Raw genomic sequence first — 14,073 nt, 5'->3', positions numbered from 1 at the left:
CAAGGTTTTGGTCAGCACGTCAGCAAACTGCATGTTTCGAGGCTTTTCCACAGCAAAAAAGCCGTCTCCCGAACAGTTGGGAGACGGCTGTCATAGGAAAAATCAATTACAGATGGACATCGGGATCGAGCATTTGAGCACTCACGCGCATGGATGACGCCAGGTTTTGGAACGTTTCCAGACGCAGGCTGTCAATCTGCCCGGCGTCCTCGGCCTCGCGAACGGCGCAACCCGGCTCATGGGTGTGCGTGCAATCGCCAAACCGGCACGCGCGCGATGCCTCGACAATCTCGGGGAAGGCGCGCGCCAGACCCCGCTCGTGACCCACGAGCGGCAAACTGCGCAGACCCGGGGCATCGGCGATCACGCCGGCGTCGCCCGGCAGCGCCACCATCACGCGCGCGACGGTAGTGTGACGGCCCTGGTCGTCGCGTTCGCGCACACCGCCGGTCGCCAACGTATCGTGGCCCAGCAGTGCATTGAGCAGCGTCGACTTGCCGGCACCCGACTCGCCCAGAATCATGGCGCAGCTCCCGGCAGGCACGCAGGCACGGACCTCGTCCAGGCCGCGGCCCTCGGCAGAGGACGTCACGATCACGCGCACGTTCGGACCCACCAGGCGGCGCACGCGGTCCAGATCGCGCTCGAGCTCCCCGGCATCGCAGCGGTCAGCCTTGGTGAGCACCACCACCGGCTCGGCATCGCAGTCGAGCGCCAACACCAGCGAGCGCGCCACACGGTCGAGCAGCACCTCGCCGGCACCGAGCGCCTGCACGATTAGCACGCTATCCACGTTGGAGCAGAGCACCTGGCGCTCTCCGCGGGCACGGCCGCGCCAACGCTCAAAGCTCGTACGGCGCGGCAGCACGCATTCAATCACGCCCATATCGTGCCCGGGAGCGCGGCGCACCGCCACACGATCGCCCACGGCAGGCAGCAGGACCTCGTCCCCACCGCGCGACTTGGCAAATCCCACGGCATGCTCGGCGCGGAAGGTATCGTCGGCAGTCGCCACCAGCGGAAACCCACGATCCAAGCGCACCACGGCGCCAAGCTGCATCTGCTCGGGCTCCTCGGCATGTGCGCAGAAATCATCAAAGGCAGCCTGCTGAGCTTCATCGACCGGCAGGTCATCAAACGCCGGAACATCCTGCAGCGCGTCAAGCCCCGGTACACTCGCCAGCAACTCCTCAGCAGATGCAGGGGGTTCGGTCGCGAGCTTCCGACGACGATCACGCTTAGCCCGCGCCCCCGTCGTCTTTTTCTTCGCCTTAGCCTTAGCCTTAGCCACAAACGCCTCCCAGCACCAAAAATCACAACTGAGCAGGTATTTTAAATCAAAAAGAGCTGGCCGGGCAAAGCCCGACCAGCTCACAAACTTTCCCTCAGCCCTTTTCATCCGCACGGGAGAAAAGCCAGCAAGGATACCGCAGGGCCCGCCCGCCGGGAGGGGTTTCCTAAGGGCACATCCCGCAACCGCAAAGCGGCGAGGACGTGCCTGTGGAAACCCCGCAGGCGGTCGGGCCCGGACAGGAACGTTACTCTTTTTCGACCGCGCGCATGATCGCCTTGTAGATCTCCATCAGCGGGATGATCAGGAAGGCCAGGCCCAGGGCAGCGACAACGCCCTTGAGCTCAAGCGTCACGGGGCCAAAGAACATCTCGGCAAGCGTCGGCTGCACGGTCACGATCACCGTCAGCACCAGTGCCAGCGCGGCGGAAGCCCACAGCCACTTGTTCTGCTTCTTCATGGTGAACAGCGACGCACGACGGCTGCGCATATTGAAGCAGTGGAAAATCTCGACCATGTTGAGCGTGATGAACGCCATCATCACGCCTTCCTCGTCGGCATTGCCGGCGATCATATCGGCGATGTGGATGTAGCCCATGTCAAAGTACACGCCCACAAAGAAGCTCGCCAGCACCAGCGCGGTGATGATTAGGCCCTGGACCACGCAGTCCAGACCCATATGTCCGGCAAAGACACCGTCCTTGGCGTTGCGCGGCTTGCGCTTCATGATGTCGCCCTCGGCATCCTCCATGCCCAGCGCAAGCGCGGGGAAGCAGTCGGTGACCAGGTTCACCCACAGCAGCTGCACCGGCTGGAAGATGGTAAAGCCGATGAGCGTGGCGATAAACACCGAGAACACCTCGGCAAGGTTGGCCGAAAGCAGGAACTGGATGACCTTGCGGATGTTGTCGTAGATGCGACGACCCTCTTCGCAGGCGCCGATGATGGTAGCGAAGTTGTCATCGGCAAGTACCATGTCGGCGACGTTCTTGGTGACGTCGGTACCGGTGATGCCCATACCAACGCCAATGTCGGCGCGCTTGATGGACGGGGCGTCGTTGACGCCATCGCCCGTCATGGCCACGATCTGGTCGCGCGACTTCCAAGCCTCGACGATGCGTGTCTTGTGCTCGGGCTGGACGCGGGCGTACACGCCGTAGTCCTCGATGTGCGCGTCGAGTTCCTCGTCGCTCATGCGATCGAGGTCGGCACCGGTGATGGCCTGGCTGCGATCGGCGACGATGCCCAGCTGCTTGGCGATGGCCACGGCGGTGTCGATGTGGTCGCCCGTGATCATGACGGTGCGGATACCGGCGTCGTGCGCCTCGTGGATAGCGTCGGCCACCTCGGGACGGACCGGGTCGATCATGCCGGACAGGCCACAGAAGACCAGGTCATGCTCGAGCGCAGCGGGGCTGCAGTCGTCGGGAACCTCGGTGTAGGTGCGGCTTGCCAGCGCCAGTACGCGCAGGGCCTCGTCGGCCATGGCCTTGTTGGCCGCCACGAGCTCGGCGCGGCGCTCCTCGGTCAGGGGGACGACCTTATCGCCCTCGTAGATATGGGTGCACAGGCCGATCACCACGTCGGGCGCACCCTTGGTGTACTGCTCGTACTCGCCATCCAGGGTCTCGACGACCACGGACATCATCTTGCGGCCCGAGTCAAACGGGGCCTCGCCCACGCGCGGATGCTCGGCAGTCAGGCCAGTGAGGCCCGCCTTGCCGGCGTCGTTGACGAGCGCGCACTCAGTCGGCTCGCCCACGGCCTCGCCCAGCTCCTCGTCCCACTGAGCATCGGAGCACAGCGCCATGCCGGCCAGGAACTTCTCCTTGGGCGCAGCGAGCTCGTGCTTGACGACGGTCATCTTGTTCTGGGTAAGGGTACCGGTCTTGTCGGAGCAGATGGTCTGCGTGCAGCCAAGGGTCTCGACGGCAGAGAGCTTGCGGATAATCGCCTGGCGCTTGGCCATCTTGGTCACGCCGAGCGAAAGGACGATGGTCACGACGGCGACCAGGCCCTCGGGAATGGCAGCGACGGCAAGCGAGACGGCGACCATAAAGGTGTCGAGCAGGGCAGTCGGGTCGGTGAGGACATTGCCCGCGCCGTGGCGGAGGATGTCAACGCCAAAGATCACGACGCAGATGACGATCACCATAATGGTAAGGATGCGGCTGAGCTCGGCGAGCTTCACCTGCAGCGGCGTGAGCTCTTCCTTGGCCTCGGCCAGGGCGCCGGCGATCTTGCCCATCTCGGTGTTCATGCCGGTGCCGACCACGACGGCGCGACCACGGCCGTACACGACGGTGGAGCCCATATAGCACATGTTCTTACGGTCGCCGAGCGGCACGTCGTCGGTGCCGGCGGCGAGCTCGATCACGTTGGCATGCTTCTCGACGGGCACGGACTCGCCGGTGAGCGCGGCCTCTTCGATCTTCATCGTGGCGCTCTCGAGCACGCGGCAGTCGGCCGGGACGGAGTCGCCCGCCTCGAGCATGATCACGTCGCCGGGCACGAGCTCGGCGCTCGGCAGGTGCACGAGCTTGCCGTCGCGTAGCACCTTGGACTGCGCCGCACTCATCTCCTGCAGGGCCTCGAGGGCCTCCTCGCTCTTGGCTTCCTGGACCACGCCCAGCACCGAGTTGACGATAACGACGAACATGATGATGGCAACATCGGCAAAGTCCGCCTCGCCCTTGACCATGCCCGTAAGCGCGCTGATAACCGCGGCCGCGATCAGCATGATGACCATGGGGTCTGCCATCTGCTCAAAGAAGCGCTTCCACAGCGGTGTCTTTTCGGCTTCCTCGAGCTTGTTAGGGCCTGTCTTGGCGAGACGCGACGACGCCTCGTCGTTGCTCAGGCCGAGGTTCTCATCGACACCTTGGTCGCTGAGCACCTCCGCCGCGGCGGACAGGTATTCCTTTTGCATATAGAGTCCCCTCCTGGGATTCGGGCCACTCAGCAGATTGATGCCCGATCATAATTCCCAGGAGAAGGGCAAGGGCTCATCAAGGCTGCCGTGCTGAGCGGCAGTTGATAGTGGAGCTATGGTACCCCAAAGCGACGCGTCTAGCCAAAACAATCGGTTTGGAAATATGGTCCGCACGCAACGGTGCAGACCGTGTGATGCTCAACATTGGTAAAACGTTTTTTCTTCGGCACATCGCCAAACTGACATATCGCCCAGATAGCAGCGGTTGGAGTGGTTGGTAAAGATTTTTCATATACCGTTTTTCCCGCAAAAAATGAACTTCCATTTCGGCATACGGTCGATTTTTTGGGGTATTCGGTCGGCATTTCGTTATAATCATCTCGGTTTTATTTCTTATGGTTTATCTATCAGCGCAAGACGATGTCAGATGGAGGTCTGAATGTACAAGCGCACTAAGATTGTATGCACCATGGGTCCCGCCTGCGATAGCGACGAGACCATCCGCGAGATGATCAAGGCGGGCATGAACGTCGCCCGTTTTAACTTCTCGCACGGCTCCTACGACGAGCACCACGGTCGCATCGAGCGCGTCCGCCGTATTTCCAAGGAGCTCGGTCTGCCTGTCGGCATCCTGCTCGACACCAAGGGCCCCGAGGTCCGCACCGGCCTTCTGGTCGACGGCAAGAAGGTTGCCGTCAAGACCGGCGATAAGATCGTCGTCACCGCTCAGCCCACGTCCGAGGATTTCCACGGCACCGCTGAGCACATCTCCCTCGACTACCTGGCTCTGCCCTCCGAGGTCGAGAAGGGCTCCCTCATCCTGATCGATGACGGCCTGGTTGCCCTCGAGGTCGAGTCCGTCAGTGGCCAGGACATGACCTGCGTCGTTAAGAACGACGGCCTGATCGGCGAGCGCAAGGGCGTCAACATGCCCAACGTCAACATCTCGCTGCCCGCCATCACCGAGCGCGATCGTCAGGACATCCTCTTTGGCCTGACCGAGAACATCGACTACATCGCCGCTTCCTTCATCCGTGACGGCGAGTCCGTCCGCGGCATCCGCGAGCTTTGCCGCGAGAACGGCGGCGAGCACGTGACGATCTTCCCGAAGATCGAGTGCGCCTTGGGCGTCGAGAACTTCGACGAGATTCTCGAGGCTTCCGACGGCATCATGGTCGCCCGTGGCGACCTGGGCATCGAGATCAAGCCCGAGCTCGTTCCCCACATCCAGAAGGAGATCATCGCCAAGTGCAACGCGGCCTACAAGCCCGTCATCACTGCTACGCAGATGCTCGACTCCATGCAGCAGAACCCGCGCCCGACGCGCGCCGAGGTTGCCGACGTTGCTAACGCCATCTACGACGGCACCGACGCCGTTATGCTCTCTGGCGAGTCCGCTGCCGGTAAGTACCCGGTCGAGGCCGTCAAGATGCAGGCCAGCATTGCTCTCGAGACCGAGAAGTACCTCCCGGCCCACGCTCCGCTCGAGGTTCCGGCCGATGCTCACGGCACCCGCGTCGTCAACAACGTTGTGGGTATGTCCGCTGTGAACATGGCTACCACCGTTGGCGCCAAGTGCATCACCGTGCCGACGACCACCGGTCGTACCGCTCGCCTGATCTCGCACTTCCGTCCCAACATGCCGATCTGCGCGTTCTCCCGCCACGAGTGGGCCGTCCAGCAGATGATCATGTACTGGGGCGTTATCCCGCATCAGGCCGAGATTACCCAGGGCACCGTCAACGGCACGATCGTCAAGGCGATCGAGACCGCTAAGGAGCTCGGCTACGTCGAGGCCGGCGATTTGACCGTCGCCACCGCCGGCGATCCCCGCATGAGCGTCCAGCTCGAGGACAAGGTCTCCTCGACCAACGTCGCTTACGTCGCTCAGGTGCGCTAAATCACACTTGCAAGCACACTGCATTGCAAAGGGCCCGGAAGGCTTCGCCTTCCGGGCCCTTTTTCTGTGCCAGTGCCCACTGCACAGCATGACACGCACTCATTTCTTTACCAAATGAGTCCAAATCGCCCCTCCAAGCCCTAAAAATGAACTTTCTTGCTGCGGAAATGTTCGCCCGATGGCGAAACCACACCTTACCCGACGCTGCTAAATCGTTTTAGCAGGAGCCAGATCGACCTGGTTTTCGGAAGTATGCGGCAAATTCTGAGACCCCCGAGCACGCCCTGTTTTTTCGCAACAAAATGCCTGATAAACTGGCCTTAAAAGCCAGGTCTGCTCATAGGATTCAGATTTTGCCGCATACTTCCGGATTGACGCTGGCATCGCACGGTCCAAAAGCACATTTCGACCAGGAGGATATCATGGACCTGACGCTATGCGGTCAATCCGCTTTTTACTATCACCGTATCCCGCCGCAGGTATTAGGCCTTTACCCCGCCATTAGCCTTGGCAATATGGATCGCAGATGTTGCGGCCTCGGAAGTCATGCAGTTGTAAAAGACCTGCTTCACACACCGCTTCACAGGCTTGTATTCACTCGGGCACAATCCGGGTCGCGAAGCCTGTTTAAATCGCACCTCCTGACCCAAGAGCCGCCTCCTGGGTCGTTTAGGCAGACTGAGCATGGGTTTGATGTCACTTCACCGGAGTTCACGCTGCTCAGCCTTGCCACGCAGGTCTCACGCAGCCAGTTACTCATGGCTTGCTACGAGATGTGCGGCTCCTTTGCAGTGTTTAAGCCCTGCGAGCGAACGCGACAACAACTCGATGAAGCTATTTCGCTTAAGCTCATTCCGCCCAACTGCGGCTGGGAGCGAGTTAACGACACCAAGGGCAATGACACCAACTTGTGGAAGCGCACGCCGCTTCTTACCGCAACGGATATCGCCGCGTTCGCCAAGCAAGCCGCAGGCCTGCGCGGCGTCAAACAACTGCGTTGGGCGGCCGAGCACATGACGGGGCAGACCGCCTCGCCCTTCGAAGTCCAGACGTCCATACTCATCTCGCTCCCCCGCGACGAGGGCGGCTTGGGCATCGACATCACCAATAACGCGCGCATCCCGCTCAGCGAAGCTGCACGTTCGCTGTATAACAAAACCTGCTGTTACGCCGATATCCTCATCGAAAGCGCCACCGACAGCATGGGCGTCATTCTGGAATGTCAAGGCCGCTTAGCCCACGACAGCGAAGCCGCGAGCCTCTCCGATGCCGAACGTGCCACCGCACTCACGAGCATGGGCTACGACGTCATCCAAATCACCTATGACCAGATTAAGGATAAGAAAAGCTTCGACCACATAACCGAGCTCATCCATAAAAAGGCTGGGCTTCCCTACACCCCAAAGACCAAACAGGAGCGTACTGCCGAAGATACCCTGCGGCAAGAGCTATTTGTCGATTGGGTTGAGCTATTCACTGTCAAGCCGGCCGGCTAGCAGCTAGCGATCAGGGGGACTGCGGGAACGTCAGAAGCAGCAACGCGAGCCGCAAATCCCGCCTCGGTCAGCTCGATGACCTCGGTAAACGTTGCATCGAAAAACTCCTCGGTTAGCAGGCGATACGGCGGATGATCGGGCTCGCCGGGGTTTTCGCGTACAATCTCGTGCATGACGCCGATAGTCTTGAGCACATATTCTTTATGGATGGGATACTGCCCAAAACGCGTCGCAGCGGTATAGAGGCGATCGGTCGCACGCGGAATGGAAACGATGCCCAGCGTCTTGCCAAACCAGTCAAAATCGCCCTGCTTTTTAATGCGGAATTCCTCGCACGGCTTGCCGCCGTGTGCTTCCAGATACTGGTTCACACGCGTGTTCCATACCGTGTCGGCCACCAGATGCGACCAGACGCCCAGCGTTAAATCGAGCAGCGACTGCGCCACATCTTCGGACGCAAGCGAGAACTCACAGGCGCCGGGACCGACAACCGGCTCGGCATCCCTGTAGCGCTGAGGATAGTGCACGCGGTTCAGTCGCTCGCGCTCCTCGACAATCGAGGTAGCCTCAGCAGGTTCGCCCGCGGGTGCGCCTTTAAGCAGCGGCGCCACATAGGTATCCCAGAACTCGTGCTCGCGCGGCTTAGGGATAGGCTCGGGCTTTGCAAAGTGCGTAATGCGATACGGAATGGGATCGGCGATGCCAGGGACCATATAGCCCACGAAGATATCCGGAATCACGCAGCCAAACAAAAAGGCATTGCGGTCGCGCACGCTATCGGCAAGCACGCTAGCACGTGCCAGCAAGCGCTCCGTTTGAGCGATATGAATGTTCCAACTTGGCATAGCCACCCCCATAAAACCTGGTTAACTATACCATCACGGCAGAGTCGCACAGGCGGCCATACATACCCTACGCAGCAACTATTCCGCAGCACCGCTTTCGGTTCCATACGACGGCACGGGCGCCTCGACCACATGGTGATATCGATCGATATAGATGGCACGGGCCTCCAGGCGGCGCACCAAATCTTGATGGTGCGTACTCATCAAAACCGTCTTACCGGCAGCAACGTAGGCCAGCAAAAAGTTGACTACGATGTCGCACGAGTCCTCATCGAGCCCGTTGGTGGGCTCATCGAGCACTAGGATATCGGGGTTCATCGACACCACCGCAGCCAGCGCAACGCGCTTCTTTTGCCCGCCCGAAAGCTGATAGGGCGAGGCATCGACCAGATCGGCAACCTGGAACAGCTCCATGGCATCGCGCACGCGGCGCTCGAGCTCGTCTGCCGGCAGCCCCATCTGCGCGGGACCAAACGCGACCTCCTCGCCCACCGTAGCGCAAAAGAGCTGCGCATCGGCATTCTGGAACACAAAGCCCACGCGCTGATGAAAACGCTGAGCGGCTGCGGAATCCTTGAGATATGCCGCATCGATCACGTGCCCGTCAAACAGGTACGCACCCGCGTCCGCTAGTTCAAGACCGTTGATAAGGCGCATAATCGTCGTCTTACCGCAGCCGTTGGGACCGAGTAGGGCAACGAGTTCACCACGATCGACCTGCAGCGACACACCATCGACAACCGTATGCCTCGCATAGGAGAACACCACGTCGCGAAACTCGATGAGCGGCACGCTCTTGGCGCCAGTAGCACCGCTCGCGCCCATCACGCCATTCGTATCGTTTGCCAAAACGTCGCCCTTCCCTATCCACATCGACGGCTCGGCCGCCCGCGCTACAGCACCGCGCACAACACGGCGAGCAGCACCACGACGGCCGCATAGACCGCATCACGCCAGCCAAACCCGGCGCGCGCGGGTGCCGGATACGCACCGGCAAAGCCGCGGCAAAGCATAGCCTCGTCCATCGCGCGGCTGCATTCCATCGCCTTGATAAACGTCATGCCCATGATACCCGCCAGCGAGTCGGTGCGCGAAAAACCCGCAGGTGCACGACCCACGCTGCGCAGCATGACCGATTCGCACAGATCGTGCGCCGTGCGTCCCAGCACCTCGATGTGTTTGAGCGCCATATCAAACGTAAAGATAACTTCGTCGGGTAGATGCAGCATCTTGAGCGCCGCCGACATGCGGCTCCAGGTGAGCGTCCACGAAACACCCAGCACCAGCGACACGTTAATGAACGTCTTGAGTGCAATCTTGAGCATGGCGCCCGTGGCAGAAGCACCCAGCAGCAGGGCAGGCAGCGCCAGAACCACGGCAAACCCCGCGGCAGCCAACGCCGGCACAAAGGTAGCGCGCAGCCCGCGTACGGGGCGCACCGCGACCAGCACCAACGCGATCGCCGCCATCAACATCAGGTACAGCGGGCTTTGCGTCAGACACACGCACAGGACGCAAACGAACATCCCTAACAGGCGCACCGGAGCCGAAACGCAAGAAAGGGCGCGGTCGACCATCGACCCGCCCTCGTGCGCGCCTCCACCCAGGCGAACCCGCTCAAGCAGGCTCGCCAGGTGCAGGACATTCTTTTGCATCACACGATGCCGAGCCCCCGCGGGCTCGTAACGCTGCTCGACCGTAAGCCAGCTAGGCAGCTCGGCTATTGCCATGAGCACCGCTTTCCTTGACCGTCAGCGAGACCAGGCGGAATGCGATGGTCAGCACCGCCACGCCAATCACGCCCGAGAGGATATACATGGCAGCCTGGCCGGCAAAGCCAAGACCCTGCTCCTCGGAATAGGCCTGCAGATAATCGCCCGTGGGCAGGGCGTCGGCAAAGGTCGGGGTATCGAGGCCGACCGAAGCCTGCAGGCTGTCGTCGCCAGCCTCCTGAACGGCGGTCGCGGCGCCCTCGGCGTCCCACTCACCCCAGGCGTCACCGGTGGCGAGCAAGCCGAGCGGCGTAGCCACGACAAGCACGGCGACCAGAATGAGCGTGGGAATCAGGGAAGTCTTCTTGGCGGTACCATCGGCGGCAAGCTGGCCATCGGCGGCTTCGGGGCCGACGATAATGCTCGGCGCCGTCTTCTTAATGAAGCCGTAGATGGCGGCCGTCGCCACGCCCTCGATCACGCCGGCAACCAGCATATGCGGGATCAACATGGCCGGAATAGCCACGGACAGCGGGAAGGGGCAGTACAGAGGGGCGCCCGAAGCGTTGGTGAAGAGCATCGGCTGAATACCAAACTCGATTGCCGCGCACAGGGCCGCCAGGCACAGGCCGACCCAACCGCTCACGATGGCAGAAACCGAGGTGCCCCAGCTCTTGTCGTGCAGACGGCTGTTAAGCGCACGGAACACGATAGCAGCGACAAACGGCAGCACAAAGGCCATGTTAAAGCAGTTGGCGCCAAACGACAGAACGCCGCCGTCGCCAAACAGCAGCGCCTGCAGCGCGAGTGCAACCGAGACTGCAATGGCAGCAGCCTCGGGGCCCAGCAGCAGCGTGATGAGCGCGCCACCAACAGCGTGACCAGTGGTGCCGCCGGGCAGCGGCACGTTGAACATCATGAGCAAAAAGGAGAACGCAGCGCAAATACCCAGAAAGGCCATATGCTCGCGATCGAGCGTGGCGCGCACTTTCTTGATGCAGTGAACCCATACGGGCACCATCGCCACCGCCATAACGGCATCGGTCTGCGGGGACAGATAATTATCGGGAATATGCATGAGCCCTCTCAATCAGAACGTTGTGTGTTACGTTTCCAACAATCCGTAACACCGACTCTGCATGCTAACAAAAAGGCGCACCGCCCACAACGCAGCACGCCCTTGCAATACGTACGTTATTAGCCCAGGTCCACGCACCGCCCAATAAAGGGCCCATGCACTCCCAACTTTCCGGTCACCCGGAAGAAGGTGCGGTCCGCTCGCAACAAGGTTAACGCAGGAACCCGCCCCCGAGAGGGGTTTTCTAAGGCAACATCCCGCAGCCGCGAAGTGGTGAGGACGTTGCCGTGAAAACCCCGCAGGGGGCGGGTTCCGAACAGCAAAGATTACGAGCGGACTTCGCCGTTTACGCCCTTGCACACCTTGGTGACGATCTTCTGGTGCGCCTTCTCGACCTCTTCGCTAGTAAGCGTGTGGTCGTCCGAGCGATACGTGAGCGCAAAGGCCATGGACTTCTTGCCCTTGCCGATACGAACCGGATCGCGGTAGACATCGAACAGGCGCACGCCCTCGAGCAGCTTGCCGCCGGCGCTGGTAATACGGCGCTCAAGATCCTCGCAGGTCACGGCATTGTCGACCACAATGGCAAGGTCGTGCTCAACGGCCGGGTACTGCGAGAACTCGCGGTAGTTCTCCTGGTTGCGGGCGCCCTTGATCAGCTTGTCCAGGTCAAGCTCAAAGGCAACGACAACCTCGTCGATGCCGCAGGCCTCGCGCGCCTCGGGGTGGATCTCGCCGACCCAACCCAGCACGGTGCCGCCGGACAGAACCTCGGCCGCACGACCCGGCTGCAAAAAGGCATAGCCCTCGCCCTCGACGGGACGGAAGCGAACCTTCTCGATGCGCAGCTGGGCGAGCAGCTCCTCGACGATACCCTTGCCAAAGAAGAAACGCAGTTTACGGTACTTCATGTTCCAAGACTGCTCGCTCCACTGGCCCGAGAGCACACCCGCGACGGACTTGGTCTCCTTGGGCAGGCTGGCGTTCTCGCGACCGTGGAACAGGCTGCCGACCTCGTACAGGTGCACGTTGGGCGTGCCGTGGGCCTCGTTATAGGCAACGGACTGCAGCAGGCCTGGCAACAGCGAGCGGCGCATCTCGGTCTGCTCGGCTACCAGCGGGTTCATGAGCACCACGGGGCAACCGCGGCCTTCGGTGGACATGCCGATCTTCTCCAGGTCGCCCGGGGCGGCAAAGCCAAAGGTCGTGGTCTCGTTGAGGCCGCAGGCGCGCAGGATCTCGCCGACCTTGCGGGTGAGCTTCTGCTCGCGGGTCAGGCCGCCGATGTGGTTCTTGGCAGCCGGGATGGTCGCCGTCACACGGCCCATGCCCCATAGGCGCAGGACCTCCTCGATCAGGTCAATCTCGCGCGGCAGGTCGGGACGGAAGCTCGGCGGGGTAACCATAAAGTCCTCGCCGTCGCGCTCGACGGTGCAGCCCAGACGGGTAAGCGAACGCTCGATAAAGTCGGGCTCGATGTCGGCACCGCAGATGGCATGCACGCGGGCCAGGCGCAGCTTAATGCTGTCGATGGTCTTGGGCGCGGGGAAAACATCGACATAGCCGGGAGCAACCTCGCCGCCGGCGATCTCCTCGATGAGCGCGCAGGTAACGTTGGCGACATCCACGCAGCCAGTCTCGTCAACCTGGCGCTCAAAGCGAATGGAGGCGTCGGAGATCAGCGACAGATCGCGGCTGGTGTGCGAGGTGCGACCGGCGTTGAAGCAAGCGCTCTCGACCATCACGTCGACGGTGTCGTCCTCGATCTCGGAATCCATGCCGCCCATAACGCCGGCCAACGCCACGGGGCGCTCGCCGTCGGTGATAAGGCCCATGCCGGCGTCGAGCACGCGCTCTTCGCCATCGAGCGTCGTGAATTTCTCATCCTGCTGGGCGGCGCGAACCACCACGCGACGGTGGCCATCGCGCTCGGCAAAGGTGTCCAGGTCAAAGGCGTGCAGCGGCTGACCGGTGAGCATCATCACGTAGTTGGTGATGTCGACGATGTTGTTGTGCGGACGCACGCCCAGGGCGTTAAGGCGCTTGACCATCCAGTCGGGCGACGGGCCGACCTTCACGTTGCGCACGATGCGGGCGACATAGCGGTCGCACAGGCCCTCGTCGGCAATCTCGACGGAAAGCTCGTCGTCGGTCGCGCGGCCAGTCTCCGCCTTGATGGCGGGCAGCTCAACGTGGAAATCGCGATCGAAAATGGCGCCGGTCTCGCGGGCCATGCCGATCATGGACAGGCAGTCGGGGCGGTTGGGCGTGATCTCGCAGTCGAGCACAGTATCACTCGAGCCCACATACTCGGCAAACGGCATGCCGCAGGGCGTATCCTCGGGCAGGATCATAATGCCAGAGTGGTCGCCGCCCAGGCCGAGCTCGCGTGCGGAGCAGTTCATGCCCATGGACACGACGCCGCGAAGCTTGCTCTTCTTGATCTTGACGTCGCCGGGCAGAACTGCGCCGATCATGGCCGTGACGATGTGGTCGCCGGCCTCGAAGTTCTGCGCACCGCAGACGATCTGCAGCGGAGCGGGATTGCCGTCAGCGTCGAGGTTCTTGTCACCCACGTCGACCGAGCACACATACATATGGTCGCTATCGGGGTGCGGGGTCTTGGTGAGCACCTTGGCAGCCACCACATGGTCGAAGGACTCGCCCACGGTGTCGATCGCCTCGACCTCGGTGCCGGTACGGATATATTCGTCCGAAAGAGTCTTGGGATCCTCCGGAATATCGATCATGGTCTTGAGCCAGTCGTAAGAAACGCGCATCTAACTGGTCTCCTTTCATAAATGCGGCTTTGAGCCAAA

The 14,073-nt window shown here is 61.6% G+C and carries 9 protein-coding genes; 2 read left to right on the top strand and 7 right to left on the bottom strand.

The window, feature by feature from the left end; all coding sequences use genetic code 11:
• Positions 1–106 precede the first annotated feature (106 nt).
• Positions 107–1,291 carry a ribosome small subunit-dependent GTPase A gene (gene rsgA / locus PMW70_RS02350; RefSeq protein WP_271743774.1) on the bottom strand — a complete coding sequence of 395 codons (1,185 nt, stop codon included), beginning with the start codon at positions 1,289–1,291 and terminating at the stop codon, positions 107–109.
• A 247-nt stretch (positions 1,292–1,538) separates the two neighbouring features.
• A complete protein-coding gene (locus tag PMW70_RS02345) occupies positions 1,539–4,220 on the bottom strand; it encodes a cation-translocating P-type ATPase (RefSeq protein ID WP_271743773.1) in 2,682 nt (893 codons plus the stop codon).
• 442 nt (positions 4,221–4,662) lie between these two features.
• Between PMW70_RS02345 and pyk the strand changes: the two genes are divergently transcribed.
• Complete coding sequence (gene pyk, locus PMW70_RS02340) at positions 4,663–6,123, top strand: pyruvate kinase (protein WP_117634311.1); 1,461 nt, start codon at positions 4,663–4,665, stop codon at positions 6,121–6,123.
• A gap of 758 nt (positions 6,124–6,881) precedes the next feature.
• Positions 6,882–7,619: a hypothetical protein gene (locus PMW70_RS02335; protein ID WP_271743772.1), complete on the top strand. Its 738-nt coding sequence runs from the start codon at positions 6,882–6,884 to the stop codon at positions 7,617–7,619.
• Here PMW70_RS02335 and PMW70_RS02330 read toward each other — a convergent pair.
• The 5 genes from PMW70_RS02330 to pheT all read right to left on the bottom strand — a co-directional run bounded on the left by PMW70_RS02330 (position 7,616) and on the right by pheT (position 14,034).
• A complete protein-coding gene (locus tag PMW70_RS02330) occupies positions 7,616–8,464 on the bottom strand; it encodes a hypothetical protein (RefSeq protein ID WP_117645957.1) in 849 nt (282 codons plus the stop codon). The two genes, PMW70_RS02335 and PMW70_RS02330, sit on opposite strands and share 4 nt — an antisense overlap.
• Positions 8,465–8,542: 78 nt before the next feature.
• Positions 8,543–9,313 (bottom strand): energy-coupling factor ABC transporter ATP-binding protein, encoded by a 771-nt coding sequence (locus tag PMW70_RS02325; protein WP_271743771.1) that lies wholly within the window; start codon positions 9,311–9,313, stop codon positions 8,543–8,545.
• A gap of 44 nt (positions 9,314–9,357) precedes the next feature.
• Positions 9,358–10,194, bottom strand: coding sequence for an energy-coupling factor transporter transmembrane component T (locus PMW70_RS02320; protein WP_117736238.1), 837 nt, complete (start codon positions 10,192–10,194; stop codon positions 9,358–9,360).
• Complete coding sequence (gene cbiM / locus PMW70_RS02315) at positions 10,172–11,254, bottom strand: cobalt transporter CbiM (protein ID WP_271743770.1); 1,083 nt, start codon at positions 11,252–11,254, stop codon at positions 10,172–10,174. Before cbiM ends, PMW70_RS02320 begins: the two co-directional genes overlap by 23 nt.
• A gap of 326 nt (positions 11,255–11,580) precedes the next feature.
• A complete protein-coding gene (pheT, locus tag PMW70_RS02310) occupies positions 11,581–14,034 on the bottom strand; it encodes a phenylalanine--tRNA ligase subunit beta (RefSeq protein WP_271743769.1) in 2,454 nt (817 codons plus the stop codon).
• Between the last annotated feature and the right edge of the window lie 39 nt (positions 14,035–14,073).

This window comes from Collinsella aerofaciens (assembly GCF_028209625.1).
GTDB classification, from domain to species: domain Bacteria; phylum Actinomycetota; class Coriobacteriia; order Coriobacteriales; family Coriobacteriaceae; genus Collinsella; species Collinsella aerofaciens_AM.
This window is presented reverse-complemented; position numbering and strand designations above follow the sequence as displayed.

What these genes read in the sequence shown, in the direction of transcription:
- PMW70_RS02345 (WP_271743773.1), bottom strand. Translation starts at nt 4,220, where the DNA reads ATGCAAAAGGAATACCTGTCCGCCGCGGCGGAGGTGCTCAGCGACCAA.
- pyk (WP_117634311.1), top strand. Translation starts at nt 4,663, where the DNA reads ATGTACAAGCGCACTAAGATTGTATGCACCATGGGTCCCGCCTGCGAT.
- PMW70_RS02335 (WP_271743772.1), top strand. Translation starts at nt 6,882, where the DNA reads ATGGCTTGCTACGAGATGTGCGGCTCCTTTGCAGTGTTTAAGCCCTGC.
- PMW70_RS02330 (WP_117645957.1), bottom strand. Translation starts at nt 8,464, where the DNA reads ATGCCAAGTTGGAACATTCATATCGCTCAAACGGAGCGCTTGCTGGCA.
- PMW70_RS02320 (WP_117736238.1), bottom strand. Translation starts at nt 10,194, where the DNA reads ATGGCAATAGCCGAGCTGCCTAGCTGGCTTACGGTCGAGCAGCGTTAC.
- cbiM (WP_271743770.1), bottom strand. Translation starts at nt 11,254, where the DNA reads ATGCATATTCCCGATAATTATCTGTCCCCGCAGACCGATGCCGTTATG.
- pheT (WP_271743769.1), bottom strand. Translation starts at nt 14,034, where the DNA reads ATGCGCGTTTCTTACGACTGGCTCAAGACCATGATCGATATTCCGGAG.